The organism is Methylobacterium cerastii (assembly GCF_022179125.1).
Lineage (GTDB): Bacteria > Pseudomonadota > Alphaproteobacteria > Rhizobiales > Beijerinckiaceae > Methylobacterium > Methylobacterium cerastii.
This window is the reverse complement of the sequence record NZ_BPQG01000050.1, coordinates 21488-38948: the sequence shown is the minus strand read 5'-3', so window position 1 is coordinate 38948 and position 17461 is coordinate 21488. Positions and strand designations below refer to the sequence as shown.

Sequence of the window (17461 nt, the reverse complement as noted above, 5' to 3'; positions counted from 1 at the left end):
CTAAATCCCCTGTCAACCCCGTTTTCAGCAGCGCTGAAATCCGGACCCGACACTCACAACCGACAAAAACAGCAGAGCGTCCGGTTTTCACCGGCCTGCCCAGCCAATCCATCGGAGGTGATACCGGCTCCGAAAGGTCCGCGTCGCCGCCGCCCCGTTGCCGATGAGCGGGGTATACGGACCACGCAGACGCCCGTCAACAGGGGGGCGCAAAGAATCCGAAAAATCCGCGACAGGCATGTGACGGGGCCCTGGATCCGGCCTGTGCCGCCGGATGGTGTCTCTCGATCGTCAGGTCTTCCTGGTCGAGCGGCGTCTGCAAAAGCGCTCGGTTTCGTTTGCCGGATCGATCGACGTGACCCCGCCGCTTCTACCGTCGTGGTGGCCAGGGTGACCGCGTTCCACGGGTCCGGAGCGCCTTCACCTCCCCGCCTTCGGCGTCGAGCCGTTCTAAGCGGGCAGGTCGAGGGTCACGGTCAGCCCGTCGTAGGCGGGCACCACGCCGGGCGGGAGCTTGGCCGCCAGGGTCGCGTGGTCGAGGTCGGTGTGCAGGTTGGTGAGGATCGCGCGGCGCGGGCGCACGTCGTCGATCAGCGCCAGCGCCTCCGAGACCGAATAGTGGGTCGGGTGCGGGGTCTCGCGCAGGGCATCGATGATCAGCAGGTCGAGGTCGTGGAGGCGCGCGCGCGACGCGTCCGGCAGCAGGCTGAGATCCGGGATGTAGGCGGCCGGCCCGAGACGGAAGCCGAGGGCCGCCTCGTTGCCGTGCTCCACCGGCAACGCCTCCGCCTCGATCGCCCCGCCCTGCCCCTGCACCGCGACGGTCTCGTGGTGCGGCAGGTCGCGAAGGTCGAGGATCGGCGGGTAGGCGCTGCCCGGCGGCGTCGTGAAGCAGTAGCCGAAGCGTGCCCGGAGCAGGTCGCTCGTCAGCGCGTCGGCGTGGACCGGGATGCGCGCGCGCATCTGGATCACCAGGGGGCGCAGGTCGTCGATGCCGTGGGTGTGGTCGGCATGCGCATGGGTGAACAGCACCGCATCGAGCCGCGTCACGCCCGCGTCGAGCAGCTGCTCGCGCAGGTCCGGCGAGGTGTCGATGAGGAGCGTCGTGGCGGCGTCGGCCTCCCGGCGCGCGACGAGGATCGAGCAGCGGCGGCGGCGGTTCTTCGGGTCGCGCGGGTCGCAGGCGCCCCAGCCGTAGCCGACGCGGGGCACGCCGCCGGACGAGCCGCAACCGAGGATGCGCAAAGTCAGCGTCGCCATCCGGACCTCCGGCTCGGGTGGTATCCGAGGACGGCGCCGGTTGTCACGCGGGCGCGCCTGCCTTCGGCTGCGTCTTGGCGAACAGGCGATGGAAATTCGCGCTGGTGAGGCGCGCGAAGGCCTCCGCGTCGAGGCCGAGGGTTGCGGCAAGCGATCGCGCGGTGTCGGCGGTGTAGGCCGGCTCGTTGGTCCGCCCGCGATGCGGCTCGGGGGCGAGGAACGGCGCGTCGGTCTCCACCAGGATGCGATCGTGCGGCACCTGCCTGGCGATGTCGCGCAACGCGGTGGAGCGGCGGAAGGTGACGATCCCCGAGAACGAGACGAAGAGGCCGAGCTCGACCCCGGCCTCGGCCAGCCGCGCGCCGGACGAGAAGCAGTGCAGCACCGCCGAGAACCGGCCGCGGCCCATCTCGTCGGCGAGCACCCGCTCCATGTGCTCGTCGGCGTCGCGGGCGTGGATCACCAGCGGTAGCCCGGTAACGCGGGCGGCCTCGATGTGGGCGCGCAGCACCTGCTCCTGGACCATTGCGGGCGCCGCGTCCGCGTAATGGTAGTCGAGCCCCGCCTCGCCGATGCCGACGCAGCGCGGGTGGTCGGCGAGCCGGGCGATGACGTCCGGCGCGACGTCCGGCTCCTCGGCGGCCCCGTGCGGATGGGTGCCGACCGTGTACCAGACCTCCGGGTGGGCCTCGGCGATGGCGCGGTAGGTGTCGGCCTTGGCGACCCGCGTCGCGATCGTGAGCATCCCGCCGACGCCGGCGGCCTTCGCCCGGGCGATCACGCCGGGGAGGTCGGCGGCGAAATCGGGGAAGTCGAGATGGCAGTGGCTGTCGACGAGCATGCGGTCCGGGAGCCTGGGCGAGGGGTTCGTTCGGCGGATTCGATGCGGCGGAGACGGCCGGCTCAGGCGGCCGGGGCCTCGGGCTTCTCGAACCGCGGGAAGATCGGGCTCGGCGCCGGCAGCGGCGTTCCGGGGGCCAGGCGGGCGCCCTCCCCCACGTGGGCGAAGTCGCGCCGGCCGGCCGGCACCGCCAGCACGTCGAGCAGGCTCGCGGCCGAGCGCGGCACGAAGGGCTGCACCAGGATGCCGACCGCGCGCAGCACCTCCGCGGTGACGTAGAGCACCGTGCCCATCCGCTCCGGATCGGTCTTCTTCAGCTTCCACGGCTCCTCGGACGCGAAGTAGCGGTTGGCGTCGGCCACCACCGCCCAGATCTCGGCGAGGATGGCATGCAGCGCGAGGTCGTCCATCAGCGCCCGCGCCCGCGCCGGCAGGGCGTCGGCGGCGGCGAGCAGGGTCCGGTCGGCCTCCGTGAAGGCGCCGGGCTCCGGGACCACGCCGGACAGGTTCTTGGCGATCATCGAGAGCGAGCGCTGGGCGAGGTTGCCGAGGTCGTTGGCGAGGTCCGCGTTGATGCGGGTGATGATCGCCTCGTGGCTGTAGCTGCCGTCGCCGCCGAACGGCACGTCGCGCAGCACGAAGTAGCGCACGGCGTCGACGCCGTAGGTGTCGGCGAGGTCGATCGGGTCGAGGACGTTGCCGAGCGACTTCGACATCTTCTCGCCCTTCGAGAGCAGGAAGCCGTGGCCGAAGACGCGCTTGGGCAGCGGCAGCCCGGCCGACATCAGGAAGGCCGGCCAGTACACCGCGTGGAAGCGGACGATGTCCTTGCCGATGACGTGCAGGTCCGCCGGCCAGAACCTGCGCCGTTCGTCGGCCTCGTCGGGGAAGCCGGTGACGGTGAGGTAGTTCGTCAGCGCGTCGACCCAGACGTACATGACGTGGCCCGGCCGGTCGGGCACCGGCACGCCCCAGTCGAAGGTGGTGCGGCTGACGGACAGGTCCTTGAGGCCGGAGCGGACGAAGCTCGCGACCTCGTTCATCCGCGATTCGGGGCCGATGAAGTCGGGCTGCGTCTCGTAGAGCGCCAGGAGCCTGTCCGCATAGGCCGAGAGACGGAACAGGAAGTTCTCCTCCTCCATCCACACCACGGGGGTGTCGGTGGCGAGCGAGCGGCGGGTGCCGTCCTCGAGCAGGCGGGTCTCGTCCTCGCCGTAATAGGCCTCGTCGCGGACCGAGTACCAGCCGGCATAGGTGTCGAGGTAGATGTCGCCGTTGGCCTCCATCCGCCGCCAGAGCGCCTGGGCGGCGGCGGTGTGGGCAGGTTCCGTGGTGCGGATGAAGCGGTCGTAGGCGCAGTCGAGGCGGTCGGCCACCGCCTGGAAGCGGGCCGCCATGCCGTCGACGAAGGCCCGCGGCGTGGTGCCCGCGCGCGACGCCGTCTGCTGGATCTTGAGGCCGTGCTCGTCGGTGCCGGTGGTGAACAGCACGTCGTAGCCGTCGAGGCGCTTGAAGCGGGCGATCGCGTCGGTGGCGACCACCTCGTAGGCGTGGCCGATATGCGGCGCGCCGTTGGGATACGAGATCGCCGTGGTGATGCTGAAGGTTTTGGCGGTCACGTCGGACATTCCCGGATACACGGCTCTGAAGGATCGGCGCCGATCCGTCGGGACGATGCTCTAGCCGGTCCGCACGGCGCCTGCGAGGTCCGCGAACAGCGACAGGACCACGGGCCGGCGATCGAGATTGTAGGTCGCGGCCTCGCGCGCCGTACGGCCGAACTTCTCACACACCTCGACCAGGGCCGCAAGGCGGGCCGGCGGCTCCGCCCGGCGGCGATGGAGCTCGGCCGAGACGAAGCGCTCGACGGTCTCCAGCCCGGCTGCGAACAGGGGCTCGGCCTCGCGCCCGGCGAGCTTGTCGGCGAGCTTGAGGACGCGGCCCCAATCCGGATGCCCGGCGCGCGACAGCAGGGTCTCCATCTCGGCGACCAGCCCCTGCATCGCCGGGTCGAGCATCGCCACCGCCCGGGCCACCGAGCCCTCGGACAGGTCGGCGGCGCGGGCGAGCGCCTCGGCTAACGGGGCCGGGAACGGGGCGGGGAAACCGGACACCACCGCCGAGACGGAGGCCGCGTCCAGCGGCCGGAGCGCGAGGGCGCGGCAGCGCGAGCGGATCGTCGGCAGCAGTCGGCCCGGCGCGTGGCTGACGATGAGGAACAGCGCGCGGACTGGCGGCTCCTCCAGCATCTTCAGGAGCGCGTTGGCGCCGTTGGCGTTCAGGTCCTCGGCGCTGTCGACGATGCAGATGCGGTAGCCGGCATTGCCCGCGGTGGAGCCGAACAGCTCCAGGGCCTTGCGCACCGCGTCGACCGGGATCTTGGTCGGCAGCGTCTTGGCGGTCGGCACCCGATGGCGGCGCAGGGCCACGAGGTTCGGATGCGAGAGCGCCGCGATCTTACCGACCACCGGATCGTTCGCGGCGACGTCGAGGCCGGGCGCACGCGAGACGCCCTCGGGGTCGGCGAGCAGCCGGCGGGCGACGCGGTAGGCCAGGGTCGCCTTGCCGATGCCGGCGGGGCCGCCGATCAGCCAGGCATGGTGCAGGCGACCCGAGGCGATGCCCTCGGCGAAGGCGGCCTCCGCCTCGGCATGGCCGACGAGGCGCGTGGTCTCGCGCGGGCGGACGATGCCGGCGAGGTCGCCGGGCTCGACGTCGTCGGGCGCGCGCTCAGGCGGCATCGGTACGGCCTTCGGTGTCGTCGAGGAGATCGGGCAGGCGTGCGGCGACCGCCCGCCGGACCGCCTGCGCGACCGCATCGGGGTCCTGCGCCGCGTCGACGAGGACGCAGCGCATGGGTTCGGCCTCCGCGATCGCCCGGAAGGCGTCGCGCAGGCGGCGGTGGAAGGCAAGATCCTCGGCCTCGAAGCGGTCCGGGGCGCCCTGCCCTGCCTGCGACGCCTCTTGTGATGCCTCTTGCGACGCCCTCTGACCAGCCGCGCGCGCCCGCGCGCGGGCCAGACCGATCTCAGGGTCGAGGTCGAAGACCAGGGTGAGGTCGGGCCGCGTCGGCCCGACGACGACGCGCTCGAGCGCCGCCACGGCGATGGCGTCGAGGCCGCCCGCGGCCCCCTGGTAGGCGCGGGTCGAGTCCATGAAGCGGTCGCACAGGACCACCTCGCCGGAGGCCAGGGCCGGGCGGACCAGCCGGTCGAGGTGGTCGATGCGGGCGGCCGAGAACAGCAGCGCCTCGGCGAACGGTCCGTAGGGCTTGGCGATTCCGGCGAGCAGCGCGGTGCGGATCTCCTCGGCGCGGACCGAGCCGCCCGGCTCGCGGGTGGTCGTGACCGTGCGATGCGGGGCGAGCGCCCGGGCGAGGCGGGCCACCTGGGTCGACTTGCCGGCCCCCTCCCCGCCCTCGAAGGTGATGAAGACGCCCGGTGGTGTCGGAGCGGTCATGGCTGAACGGAGCCGCCGCGCCTCTCCGTCGTCACGACGGGTTGGCGGACTTGTCACTGGTCTTATCGCCGGTCCTGTCGCCTTTGCCCGCCTTGTCGAAGGCGCGGCGGACGATGCCGGTGCTGAATTCGAGCGCGGCGTCCATCGCGCGCTGCTGGAGCGTGCCGGCCTCCACCGAGGCGCCCGCGTAGAGCGGCTGGTCGAGGGCGACCGCGTCGCCGCGCATGATCCTGAGGCGGCCGACCTCGCGGCCCTCCGTCACGGGGGCGACGAGAGGTCCCTGGTAGACCGCGCGCGCGGTGACGCGGTCGGACGACCCGCGCGGCAGCAGCACCCGCACCGGCTTCTTGGCGACCAGCGGGACCGACCCCGACGCGCCCCCGAACACCGAGGCCTCGGCCACGGTCTCGCCGGGGGTGAAGACCTGCCGCGGCTCGAAGGCGCGGAACCCCCACTCCATCAGCTTGCGCGCCTCGGCCGCGCGGTCCCGCGCCGTCTTGAGGCCGGAGATCACCATGATCAGGCGCTGGCCGTTCTGCACCGCCGACCCGGTGAGCGCGTAGCCGGATTCCTCGAGGTAGCCGGTCTTGAGCCCGTCGGCTCCGATGTCGAGGGCGAGCAGCGGGTTGCGGTTCTGCTGCTTGATCTTGTTCCAGGTGAACTCGCGCTCGGAGAAGATCTTGTACAGGTCCGGGTAGGTGTCGATGATGTGCGCGGCCAGCTTGGCCATGTCGCGCGCGGTGACCCGCTGGTCGGGCGCCGAGTAGCCGGTGGCGTTGCGGAAGGTCGAGCGCGTCAGCCCGATCTCCTTCGCGCGCTGGTTCATGATGCCGGCGAACGCCTCCTCGGAGCCGGCCATGTTCTCGGCGATGGTGATCGCCGCATCGTTGCCCGACTGGACCACGAGGCCGCGCAGCAGGTCCTGCATCTTGATGCGGCTGTTGACCTGAGCGAACATCGACGAGCCGCCGCCCCCCGCCCCGCCCCGGCGCCACGCGTCCTCGGTGACCGTGAACTCGGTGTCCGTGCTCAGGCGGCCCGATTTCAGGGCGTCGAACACGATGTCGGTGGTCATCAGCTTGGCCATGCTGGCCGGGGCGAACGGCTCGTCGGCCGCCTTCTCGAACAGCACCGAGCCGGAATCGGCGTCGACCAGGATCGCGTGCGGCGCCGCGGTCTGGAAGACCTGGGCGCGGGCCGGCGCCGCCAGCGCGCAGGCCGCCGCCAGAAGGAAGACCCAGGTCCTGCGCATCACCAACTCCCGTGCGGCCGGGCCGCCACGTTTCCGAACATCCCGCCTCGCATAACAAGCGTGACCATATTACGGTTTCCGCGCGGGATCGAATGCGAAATGACGCAGCGCACCGCCTCGCACACCCTACGGTGCGCATTCCCCCGATCTCAGATGGCCTTGCGTGAGGCGTTCCGAGGCCCCGGGGAGCCCCTTTCGCGGGGACCGGCCGGGCGCTTTCGGGCCCGATCTCCCGTCAGTAGATCCCGGCGAGCCGCGCGCCGCGCTTGTCAGGTGACTTGTCGGCAAACTTGGCCGCCGGCTTCGCCGCGAGGTCGGGACGGCCCTTCGCGGCCGTCTGCGCCGTCCCCTTGCCCCCAGGGGTAGTGGCGGTGGCGGGGACGTTGGTGAGACGCGCCAGCGCGAGCTTGGCCGAGGGCGGCATCGCCGGCGGCACCGCGCCCGCCCGGACCGCCGGGGCCCGCGGTGACGCGGCCTGCGCCATCCGCGGCGCGGCGGGGGCGTTCGCGGCGAGGCGGACCGGCACGGGGCGGCCGAGGACCTTCGCGCCCGGGGCTTGAGCCGGGATCGCACGCTCGGCGGACGGGTTGAGCCCGGCCACCCGCACCGGCTCCGGCCGGAACGGCTGCCCGCGCACGGCCGTCGGCTGCAGCGCGGCCGGCACGGCCACCGCCGCGCGCGCCAGCACAATCGGCGCGCGCACCGGCCGCGGCGCGGGCGCCTCGTCGCGCTCCTCGCGCTCGGGGGCCGGCTTGAACGCCAGCGGCGCCGGCGCCGTCCGCGAGAACCGCTCCGGCTCCTCCGAGGGGCCGAGGTCGGCCACCATCACCGGGGCGCGCCCGCCCGCCGGCACGCCGTCGGTTCGCAGGGTCGCCAGGAGCTTGCGGTCGTCGGAACCGGCGACCGAGGCCTTGCCGAGATAGGCGACGCGCACGTGCGCCGTGCCCTTGTTGTGGAATTCGAGCGCCCGGGCGACCTCCTCCGAGACGTCCATGACGCGGTCGGCGTGATAGGGGCCGCGGTCGTTGACGCGCACCACCATCGAGTAGCCGTTGGCCGTGTTGGTGACGCGGACGTAGCTCGGCAGCGGCAGGGTCGGGTGGGCGGCGGCGATCGAGTGCCGGTCGAACACCTCGCCGTTGGCGGTCATGCGCCCGTGGAAGGCGGCGCCGTACCAGGAGGCCAGCCCCTCGCGGACGTAGCCGCGGGCATCCTCCTTCGGCACGTAGGTGCGGCCGGCGACGACGTAGGGCTTGCCCGAGAAGCGGCGTCCGCCGCCCTTCGGGATCACGTCGCCCTCGTTGTAGAGGCGCGGGCTGGTCTTCACGCCGTATTTCGGGTCGAGCCCGTTGCCGGCGGGGCCGGCGAACTTCTGCGGGTTCGTGCTGCAGTTGGCGGTGGCCAGCGCGATCGCCGAGACCGCGAGCAGGCGCCGCAAGGGGAGCGGGCCGCGGCACGAATCCGGGATTCGAAGAAGCGTCGAACGCGCCATGCCCACCGGATCCGCCTGTACGCCACGTGCCGAGACACCGGCCCGCGGGGAAGCGGTCGCGCCGGAGCATCCGGTTCGCCCCCTGCACAAGGGGACGGCCACCGAACGAACCGACACTTGTCCGAACGCCGTAAAGGAAGCCTGAACGGGCCGGGCGCCGGGGCGTCCGGCTCACGGGATTCACAGGGTTTCGCGCTCCGTCGACGCATGAGGATGCGGCAGCAAAGCGTTGCACTGACATTCAGAAAGCGGGTTCTGGCCCATCGACGGGACCGGTCGGACGTGCCGCCTCGGCCGCGGGGTTTCCGGGCAGGCCTCGGATCTCAGCGCGGGAGATGCTCCGAGAGCTGCTCGATCGAGCGGGCGCCGCGCTGCTTGAACAGCAGGTCGAGGGCTTCCAGCATGATCGCGTGCATCTTCGTGCGCTCGGCGTAGGCGAGGTCGCGCAGCTGGTCGTAGACCGGCGGCTCGAGGTAGACCGACATCTGTCGTGCGCGCTCCTTCAGGGTGGCGGGGCCGCGCTTCTGCGGGGCTGCGCCGCGGTCGAGCTGGACGATCTCGGCGGTCTGCGGCGCCCCGCGCGTGGCGGGCGCCGAGGCCGCGACGATCGAGGCGAGGTTCAGCTTAGGCGGCTTCGACATGCTTCACCGCCTTGCCCGAAACAAGCTTGCCCGAGACCGCCTGCCCCGATCCCACCTTGCCCGCCTGGGTGCGCTTCTCGATCCAGGACCAGAGCCGGCGCACCTCGCCCGCCGCCTGCCCCTTCGGGTTGAACTCGGTGACGCCCTGGCCGACGCCGATCGCGTCCTGGTGGTCGGTGCGCGCCACGATGTTGACGTCGGGCAGGATGCCCAGCACCGCGAGGCCGTCGGCCGCGTCGCGGATGCGGTAGGAGCGCGGCGGCGTCTGGTTGAGGACGAAGGCGAACTTCTTCTCGAGCCGGTACACGGCGGCCAGGGTCGGCTTGAAGGCGCGCAGGTCCGCGGGCGTCGGCCGGCACGGGATGATGCAAAGGTCGGCGGCGCGGATCGCCGAGAGGGTGCCGGTGGAATCGACGCCGGGCGTGTCGATGAAGACGTAGTCGTAGGACGATTCGCGAAGCTGGTTCATCACCGCGTCGATCTGCGTGGCGTCGATCTGCGCGACCTCGGGGCCTTCCGCGGTGCGGTGGTCGAGCCAATCGGAGATCGTGGCCTGGCGGTCCATCTCCAGGATGCAGACCGAGCGCCCGGCCTCCTGCGCGGCGACCGCGAGCGAGATGCAGAGCGTGCTCTTGCCGCTGCCCCCCTTCTGGGTGACGAAGGTGATCGCTTTCATCGGGTGGTCCTCGGTTCAGGCTTGCCGTGTCCAGGGCTTGTTTCGTCTAAGGCTTGCTTCATCCAAGGCTTGCTTCGTGCAAGACCCGCTTCGCCCGAGGCTTGCTTTGCCTAGGACTTGCCTGGGTCGAGATCGGCCTGCGGACGTTCCGTTCGCGAGCCGAAGCGAAGTTGCGGCGCACGCGCTCGGAGCAACCTAGCGTCAAGAGACCCGCGCCGAGGCGATGATCCTGTGACCCAGGGATGCCGTGATCCCGATATCGCGTCGGTTATGGTTAAGAGGCCGTTAACGCAGGCGCGGGCCGAGCCGCACGGCCGAGCGCCAGCTAAGGATCCGTCGACGACGCGGCGCAGGGCGGACGCGGAACGCGGATCCAAAGCCAACCTCAAGTTCGTTTTTTCGGTCCTGGACGTCTTGGCACTTTTCTTAACTCAGGTGATGAATTAGATTGGTTTCCGGCCTCGACGCGGTGGTGGTAAATATACCTCAGGTTTACGTTCTAGAGGATCGGTCTTCAGGAGTTGCATGACACAGGCCCCGCCCCCTCATCCGAACGACGAACTCCGGGCGGTCCTCGATGCCTCCGGCGTCGTCGGCGCCTGGGTGCACGACCACTGGGCGGGGCGCCTCGCGCTGTCGGGCGACTTCGCCGGCCTGCTCGGCCTCGATCCCGAGGTCGCGGCCGCCGGCGTGTCGCTCGGCGCCTTCCTCGACAGGACCCATCCCGAAGACCGCGCCAGGATCGAGAGCTGCCTTCACGCGGCCGGCGAGGTCGGCGGCCCGATCGAGGCCGAGTTCCGCACGCTCGAATCGGAGGTCGGGACGCGCAAGCTGCTGATCCGCGGCCGCGTCGAGCGGAACGCGGCCGACGGGACGGCGCAGGGGCGCGGCATCGTCATCGACACCACCGAGAACAGGTCGGCCGACCTGCGCCAGGCGGAGCGCCTGGTGAACCGCATGGCCGAGCACGTCATCGCGCTGCGCGCGCTGGCCGACGGCCTCGGGCAGGCGAACCTGACCAAGCTGGTCGACGGCCTGATGATCGAGATCGGCTTCGAGCTCGCCAAGTTCCTGCACGAGCCGCACACCCTCGGGCCGGGGCGGACCGAACGCCACCACTGATCGGAGCGGGTTTCGGTGGGCCGAGGGCCGTTGGACCCCGCAGCCGCGCGCGGTACTGTCCCGGCGACACCTTGGCCCGGAGGCCGCCATGCGCCGCGACACGATCTACGACCGCGACCTCGACCGGAACCCGGCCAACCACCAGCCCCTGACGCCGCTTGGCTACCTCGACCGGGCGGCGCGGGTCTTCCCCGATCAGGTCGCGGTGATCCACGGGTCGCTGCGACGCTCCTACGCCGAGCTCTACGCCCGATGCCGCCGCCTGGCTTCGGCGCTCGCCGCCCACGGGATCGGTCGCGGGGACACCGTCGCGGTGCTGCTCGCCAACACCCCGGCGATGATCGAGTGCCACTACGGCGTGCCGATGGCCGGCGCCGTGCTCAACACCCTCAACACCCGCCTCGACGCGGCGGCGCTGGCCTTCTGCCTCGCGCACGGCGAGGCCAAGGTCCTCGTCGTCGACCGCGAGTTCTCGGGCATCGCGCGCGAGGCTCTGGCGCAGGCCGGGCGCAGCCTGCTGGTGATCGATGACGACGACCCGGAATATGCCGGCGCCGGCGAGGCCCTCGGCACCTGCGACTACGAGGCGTTCCTCGCGAAGGGCGATCCCGAGCACGACTGGGCGATGCCCGACGACGAGTGGGACGCGATCAGCCTGAACTACACCTCCGGCACCACCGGCGACCCGAAGGGCGTGGTCTACCACCATCGCGGCGCGGCCCTGCTCTCGCTCGGCAACGTCGTCACGGGGGCCTTGGGGCAGCACCCCGTCTATCTCTGGACGCTGCCGATGTTCCACTGCAACGGCTGGTGCTTCCCGTGGACGCTGTCGATCGTGGCCGGCACCCACGTCTGCCTGCGCCAGGTCCGGGCCGGGGCGATGTACGCGCTGATGGCCGAGCACGGCGTCACCCACCTGTGCGGCGCCCCGATCGTGATGCAGCTCCTGATCAACGCGTCCGACGCCGAGCGCCGGCCCCTGCCCCACCGGGTCGCGTTCTTCACCGCCGCCGCACCCCCACCGGAGGCGGTGCTGGCGGGCATGCGCGAGGCGGGCTTCGCCGTCACCCACCTCTACGGGTTGACCGAGAGCTACGGCCCGGCGGTCGTCAACGCCTGGCACGCCGAATGGGACGACCTCCCGGCCGACGCCCAAGCCGCGAAGAAGGCGCGCCAGGGCGTGCGCTATCCCGTGCTCGAGGGCCTCGACGTGCGCGACCCCGAGACCCTCGAATCCGTGCCCGCCGACGGCAAAACGATGGGCGAGGTGATGATGCGCGGCAACGTGGTGATGCGTGGCTACCTCAAGAACCCGGCCTCCACCGAGGCGGCGTTCCGGGGCGGCTGGTTCCACACCGGCGACCTCGGCGTGAAGCACGCGGACGGCTACGTGCAGCTCAAGGACCGCTCGAAGGACATCATCATCTCGGGCGGCGAGAACATCTCCTCGATCGAGGTCGAGGACGCGCTGTTCAAGCACCCGGCGGTCGCCGCCGCCGCCGTCGTCGCCAAGCCCGACGACAAGTGGGGCGAGACGCCGTGCGCCTTCGTCGAGCTGAAGGAGGGCGCGTCGGCCGACGCCGACGACCTGATCCGCTGGTGCCGCGGCCGGCTCGCCGCCTACAAGATGCCCCGGACCATCGTGTTCGGCGAGCTGCCCAAGACCTCCACCGGCAAGGTGCAGAAGTACCTGCTGCGAGAGCGGGCGCGCGCGGGGTCGGAGCAGGAATCGTAGCCGGCGACGCGGGCGGCACGCGCCGCCCGCGCGGGGATCACCACTTGTAGGCGAGGCTCGCCACCACGCGGCGGGCGTCGCCGTAGAAGCACGAGAAGGACGACTGGCAGGAGGAGACGAAACGGCGATCCGCGATGTTGGTCGCGTTGACGGCCAGCCGCCACCGGTCCCAGTTGTAGTGCACCTGCGCATCGAACAGGACGTATTCCGGCACCCGCAAGGTGTTGGCCGTGTCGGCGTAGGATCGACCGACGTAGCGCACGCCGCCGCCGAAGCCGAAGCCGCGCCATTCGCCGGCGGGAATGGTGTAATCCAGGAACAACGAGGCGAAGTTCTCGGGAATGTTCACCGGCACCTTGCCGAGGGTGGTCGGGTCGGCGCTCTTCTCCGTGGTCAAGCCGTAGACGGTGTAGGCGGCGACCGCGTTCAACCCTTCCGCGAGGGTCGCGGTGAACTGCGCCTCGAAGCCCGTGGAACGGACCTGTCCGATCTGGGATGAGAAGAAGGTGTTCGGAACAGGCGTCTGCACGTTCTGGCGATGGATGTCGAAGCCGGCCAGCGTCAGGAAATAGCCCGCACCCGGCGGCTCGAACTTGACGCCGCCTTCGATCTGGTCGCCGGTCTCCGGCTTGAAGGCCTGATTGTTGATGTCGGTGCCGAGCAGCGGCTGGAACGAGGTCGAGTAGCTGACGTAGGGCGCCAACCCGAAATCGTAGTTGTAGATCAACGCCGTGCGATAGGTGAAGGCGCTATCGCTGCGGCCGTTGCTGCCGGCCCCGGCAGTGAGCTTGTCGACCACCCGGTTGTCGGCGAAGTCCTGTCGGCCGCCGAGGACGAGGGTCAGGCGATCCGTGAGCTTGATCTGGTCCTGGAAGTACAGGCCGAGCTGCGTGAAGGAATCCGCGTTGACGAGGTAGGGCGAGGGGCGGCCTGTCGCCGGTCCGTAGGTCGGGTTGATGATGCTGATGTCGGGGACGGCGTAACCTGCCGCGAAGTTGGTGCCCTGGTTGTCGTGCAACTGGAAATTCTTGTAATCGAGGCCGATCAGCAGGTCGTGCTTGAAGATTCCGTCGAAGAAGCGCGCCTCGGCCTGGTTGTCGACCTGGAACAGCCCGATCTTGCTCGACGTCAGGAACTGGTAGCGCGCAAGCCGGGTCTCTGCGGCGTTGCTGTAGCCGAGCTGGCCGATATCCGAGTTCTGGAAGCTTTCGCTGAACGAGTAGCGCAGGTTCTGGCGGATGGTCCACGTCTCGTCGAAGGCGTGCTCGAACTCGTAGCCGGCAAAAGCCTGCTGCCGTCGGAAGGTGTTGAAGCCGGCGTCACCCAGATTGAGCGAGCGCGGGATGTACAGGCCCGACAGGTTCCGACGCACGGTGCCGGAGTAGGGCAGGAAGTTCGCGGTGACGGCCGTGTTGTCGTACTGGTAGCTCGTCAGCACCGTGAGCTTTGTCGCCCCGTCCGGCTTGTAGGTGAAGGCCGGTGCGATGTAGCCGCGGTCCTCGGGAGCGCCGTCGACCTGGGTGCCGCCGGAGCGGCCGAAGCCGGTGAGCCGATAGAACCAGTGGCCGGACTCGTCGGCCGGGCCGCCGACGTCGAAGGCGGCGTATTTCTGATCGAACGAGCCGCCGCCGACCTCGACGTAGCCGAACGGATCCAGCGGCGGCCGCTTCGTGATCTGGTTGATGATGCCGCCGGGCGAGCCCGCGCCGAACAGCACCGCGGCCGGCCCGCGCAGGATCTCGATCCGCTCCAGGCCGAAGGTCTCGGCCTTGAAGGTCCCGAAGCCGTAGTTCAGGAGCTGCAGCCCGTCACGGTAGATGCCGTAATCGCTCGCGACGAAGCCGCGGATGGTGAAGTAATCCACGCGGGAATCGGCGCCGAAGGTGCCGGAATAGACGCCGGCGACGTACTGCGTCGCCTGGGTCAGGGTCTGGGCCTTCTGCGCATCGATCTGCTCGCGACCGACGACGCTGATCGATTGCGGCGTCTCGATCAGGGGCGTGTTGGTCTTGGTGGCGGTGGCCGAGCGGGTCGCGACGTAGCCGTCCACCGGCCCGGTCGGGCTCTCGATCGCACGCGCGCCGACGCCGGAAGCCACGGGCGACGCCGGGCCGGCGCGGCCTTCCACCGTCAGCGTCTCGAGCTGCACGCTCGCCTCGGCGGGCGGGTTGCCGACGCCGCGGCGCGGCGCGGTCGCCTCCTGCGCCTGCGCGGGGGCCGACGGGACGAGGGGCGCCAGCGCGAACAGCGAGGCGCCGGCCAGCACGAGACTGCGCAGGTCCGGAGTTGGGCGGAGGGCGGAACGACACATGGGACTGAGGGGCCTTGCCAGGATGCGGACAGCAGGGGGCAATCGCTGCGAAACAGGCTTCGCGGCGTTGTTTGGAATTATGCTAAACTGATGTTCTAATTGGCTTTTCTGGATCTTCGTTACGGCCAGGGCCTGGCGCGCACAAGGCCTCGGCGGACGGATGCGCCCGCCTGTGGCCTGCACGCCACGGTTGGTTCCGGCACCGCGGGCTTCGCTCGGTTCGATCGGTCTCGACCGGCCTCAGCGCGGGCGCGCGGCGATCCAGCCGATCAGCGCGTCGGCGACCGCGTCGCTGTTCTTCTCCAGCATCATCATGTGGCCGTTGCCGCGCAGGCCCGCCTCGGCGAGCTTGAGGCTGTCGGGCCGGGCGCCGGCCTGGGCGAGGAAGGCGGTGGTGCAGTCGTCGACGGCCGTGCGGAACGAAGCCTCGGCGGTGACGATCACCGCGGGCACGCGGGCGAGGTTCGGGAGGCTGCGCACCGGCTCGCCCTGAAGCCAGCAGCGGATCCGCCCCTCGGCCGCGGGCGCCTTGGCCTGCATCACCACGAGATCCTCGGGCGACTTCACCGGCGGGTCGAAGGTCAGCGGCACGCGGGTGATGCCGTAGGCGCGGGCGCGCCCGTCGCCCGACTTCTCGTAGAAGTCCTTGCCGCCGCGCAGGCGCACGTCGAAGAAGGGCGGCCCGTTCGGCTCGACCGCGACGTGCGCCTTCACGAGGTCGGGCCGCGCGTCCGAGACCGCCCAGCCGAACAGCCCGGCCTGGCCGTGGGTGACGAGCACCGCGGGCCCGATCTTGTCCAGCAGGGCGATCAGCGCCGGGTCGACCAGCTCCTCGGTCTGCTGCGCGCCGGCGAGGTAGGGCACCTGGCTCGCGAAGAACTGGTCGAAGGCGGCGTTCCCCTGCACCCCGGGGCCGCCCGGCCACTGGGTGTGGAGCTTGGCCTGCGGGAACAGGTCGTAGAGCTCCTGGGCGGTGTAGGTCTCCTCCAGGGCGCGGGTGGAGAACCGGGCGTAGGGGCCGTAGACCTCCGGGTTGGTGCCGGAGCGGCCGCGGCCGACCTGGTCGACGATGTAGACCGCAAACCCCTTCTCGACGAAGCGCTGGGCCCAGCCGGGCCGGCCGTCCGGCGTGCCGAGGAAGTTGACCCCGGTCTGCGAGATGCCGTGGACCATCACCACCGGCCAGGGCTGCGTGACGGTGGCGGGCCGCCGCGACTGCACGAACATCTGGCCGACCATCACGGTCTTGTCGGCGACGCGCTCGTAGCGGCCGCCGACGTAGAAGTAGCCCGCCACCGTCGGAGGCCCGCCGGCTGGGGCGTCCTCGGTGGCGGACGATGGCGCCGGCGCCAGGAGGGCGGCGAGGCTCGCGACGAGGGCCGCCGCGAGCCGCGCCCGGTGCCGGCTCGACCGCTTGCGCACCACCTGCCCTGCGCGCGCGCCGTGCCGCGAAATGCCTCGCGTGGCGACCATGCCGTCCTCCCGCCGAGGCCCTGCCCTCGCCGGGCGGCTTATCGCGGGATTTGCCGCGATGGACCAGCCGTGCGGCGCCGCACCCGACCGGTTCGACCCGGAATTTCGCGCGCCGACACCTCGATGGCGGCCGGCGTCGGCGCGAACCTGGGGGCGAACCGGCAAACGTTCACGAATTCTCCATCCTCATTGCGTTTCATGCAGGTCTCGCGTGCCGTGGCGCACGAGGATTGATTCGAACGCATGACTGCCACCGCCCGCGCCCCGGTGGTGCCCCGCGAAGGCGAGGCCCACATCTGACGGGAACGCAAACCTCTCCCCCACCAGGATTTTTCGCCGTGGACGTCGCGACCGCCAAGACCCTCGTCTCCGCCATGCTGGTCGGCGCCATCGTGGTGTTCAGCATCGTCTCCCTGCGGATGTTCGTGCTGGAGGTCGGGCGGGATCTCCGCTCCGCCCGGGCGCAGCGCGCCGCCTCCGGTCGCGACACCGTCGCGTAGGGCCGGAGCGGGCGCGGCTTCGCCCGCACCTCATTCTTACCCTGCCCCGCCTACTCCGCCCCGAGCGCCGGCGCGTAGACCGCGTCGCCCAGGCGCCGCAGCGAGCCGTGCGGCCCCGAGCGCTTCCACAACCGGGTGTTCAGCGCCGCGACCGGGTCCTGGCCGGGGACCGCGAACCCCTCGGCGACGAGCGCCTCCAGGATTTCGCCCGCATGCATCGGCCGACCGGCCCGCACGAGGATGCCGCAGGCGGCCTCGATCAGGGCGCGGCCGTAGCGGCGCGCGCCTGCCGGATCGACCTCGAAGGCGACGGGCACCCGCTGCGGCGGCTCGGGCGCGGCCGGCATGGTTCGGATGGCGGCCGGCGCGCGCGGCAAGACCGCCTCGGGCGGTTCGTGCAGCTCCGAGGCTCGCTCCTCGGACTGGGCCGGGGCCGGGGCCGGGCCAGCGCCGCGCAGGCGCCGGCCGAGCTCGAGATACAGGACGTGGTCGGCGATCTCGCGATCGAGGGCCTCGCGCCGACGGCGCAGGTCCGACAGGCGCGCCTCGATCTCCGCTTCCGACAATTCCATCACGCCCTGCGCTTTCCTTCCAATGGAAGAAATGGAATATCATCGTTCCCAGAGGGAAGGAAGATGCAGAGGCGGTGGCAGCTCGTGACGCTTCAGGGAATGGAACGCTCGTTCCCAACGACGGAGC

Annotated in this window: 15 protein-coding genes; 3 read left to right on the top strand and 12 right to left on the bottom strand. The window is 71.0% G+C overall.

Translation table 11 applies throughout. The features are described 5' to 3' along the window. Positions 1 to 450: 450 nt before the first annotated feature. The 9 genes from MFF13_RS16375 to MFF13_RS16335 all read right to left on the bottom strand — a co-directional run bounded on the left by MFF13_RS16375 (position 451) and on the right by MFF13_RS16335 (position 9621). Positions 451 to 1260, bottom strand: a complete 810-nt coding sequence (locus MFF13_RS16375; RefSeq protein ID WP_238272541.1) for an MBL fold metallo-hydrolase — start codon at positions 1258 to 1260, stop codon at positions 451 to 453. Between the two features lie 43 nt (positions 1261 to 1303). Continuing rightward, on the bottom strand, positions 1304 to 2101 hold the full coding sequence (locus MFF13_RS16370) for a TatD family hydrolase (RefSeq protein ID WP_147754283.1): 798 nt from the start codon (positions 2099 to 2101) through the stop codon (positions 1304 to 1306). Between the two features lie 62 nt (positions 2102 to 2163). After that, positions 2164 to 3729, bottom strand: coding sequence for a methionine--tRNA ligase (metG, locus tag MFF13_RS16365; RefSeq protein ID WP_147829481.1), 1566 nt, complete (start codon positions 3727 to 3729; stop codon positions 2164 to 2166). A gap of 51 nt (positions 3730 to 3780) precedes the next feature. Further along, positions 3781 to 4842: a DNA polymerase III subunit delta' gene (locus MFF13_RS16360; RefSeq protein WP_147829483.1), complete on the bottom strand. Its 1062-nt coding sequence runs from the start codon at positions 4840 to 4842 to the stop codon at positions 3781 to 3783. Next, complete coding sequence (gene tmk, locus MFF13_RS16355; protein WP_147829485.1) at positions 4832 to 5560, bottom strand: dTMP kinase; 729 nt, start codon at positions 5558 to 5560, stop codon at positions 4832 to 4834. The genes MFF13_RS16360 and tmk overlap by 11 nt, the downstream gene beginning before the upstream one ends. Positions 5561 to 5591: 31 nt before the next feature. Then, complete coding sequence (locus tag MFF13_RS16350; protein ID WP_238272540.1) at positions 5592 to 6812, bottom strand: D-alanyl-D-alanine carboxypeptidase family protein; 1221 nt, start codon at positions 6810 to 6812, stop codon at positions 5592 to 5594. A 235-nt stretch (positions 6813 to 7047) separates the two neighbouring features. After that, the gene (locus MFF13_RS16345; RefSeq protein ID WP_238272539.1) at positions 7048 to 8304 is read right to left on the bottom strand and encodes a septal ring lytic transglycosylase RlpA family protein; all 1257 of its coding nucleotides are present in this window, start codon (positions 8302 to 8304) and stop codon (positions 7048 to 7050) included. Between the two features lie 323 nt (positions 8305 to 8627). Next, positions 8628 to 8945: a ribbon-helix-helix domain-containing protein gene (locus MFF13_RS16340; protein ID WP_147753341.1), complete on the bottom strand. Its 318-nt coding sequence runs from the start codon at positions 8943 to 8945 to the stop codon at positions 8628 to 8630. Then, on the bottom strand, positions 8929 to 9621 hold the full coding sequence (locus MFF13_RS16335) for a division plane positioning ATPase MipZ (protein ID WP_147753340.1): 693 nt from the start codon (positions 9619 to 9621) through the stop codon (positions 8929 to 8931). Before MFF13_RS16335 ends, MFF13_RS16340 begins: the two co-directional genes overlap by 17 nt. Positions 9622 to 10146: 525 nt before the next feature. On the opposite strand from MFF13_RS16335, the gene MFF13_RS16330 reads away from it, so the two are divergent. Next, positions 10147 to 10743, top strand: coding sequence for a PAS domain-containing protein (locus MFF13_RS16330; protein ID WP_238272538.1), 597 nt, complete (start codon positions 10147 to 10149; stop codon positions 10741 to 10743). A gap of 88 nt (positions 10744 to 10831) precedes the next feature. After that, positions 10832 to 12478, top strand: a complete 1647-nt coding sequence (locus tag MFF13_RS16325) for an acyl-CoA synthetase (RefSeq protein ID WP_147829493.1) — start codon at positions 10832 to 10834, stop codon at positions 12476 to 12478. Between the two features lie 37 nt (positions 12479 to 12515). On the opposite strand, the gene MFF13_RS16320 is transcribed toward MFF13_RS16325, so the two are convergent. Both MFF13_RS16320 and MFF13_RS16315 read right to left on the bottom strand, forming a co-directional pair. Continuing rightward, entirely contained in the window at positions 12516 to 14789 is a 2274-nt protein-coding gene (locus MFF13_RS16320; RefSeq protein ID WP_147753337.1) for a TonB-dependent siderophore receptor, read from the bottom strand. Positions 14790 to 15029: 240 nt separating this feature from the next. After that, positions 15030 to 16262, bottom strand: a complete 1233-nt coding sequence (locus MFF13_RS16315) for an alpha/beta hydrolase (RefSeq protein WP_147829495.1) — start codon at positions 16260 to 16262, stop codon at positions 15030 to 15032. Positions 16263 to 16600: 338 nt separating this feature from the next. On the opposite strand from MFF13_RS16315, the gene MFF13_RS16310 reads away from it, so the two are divergent. Beyond that, entirely contained in the window at positions 16601 to 16762 is a 162-nt protein-coding gene (locus MFF13_RS16310; protein ID WP_187273662.1) for a hypothetical protein, read from the top strand. Between the two features lie 50 nt (positions 16763 to 16812). On the opposite strand, the gene MFF13_RS16305 is transcribed toward MFF13_RS16310, so the two are convergent. Then, a complete protein-coding gene (locus MFF13_RS16305; protein ID WP_238272542.1) occupies positions 16813 to 17334 on the bottom strand; it encodes a winged helix-turn-helix domain-containing protein in 522 nt (173 codons plus the stop codon). Between the last annotated feature and the right edge of the window lie 127 nt (positions 17335 to 17461).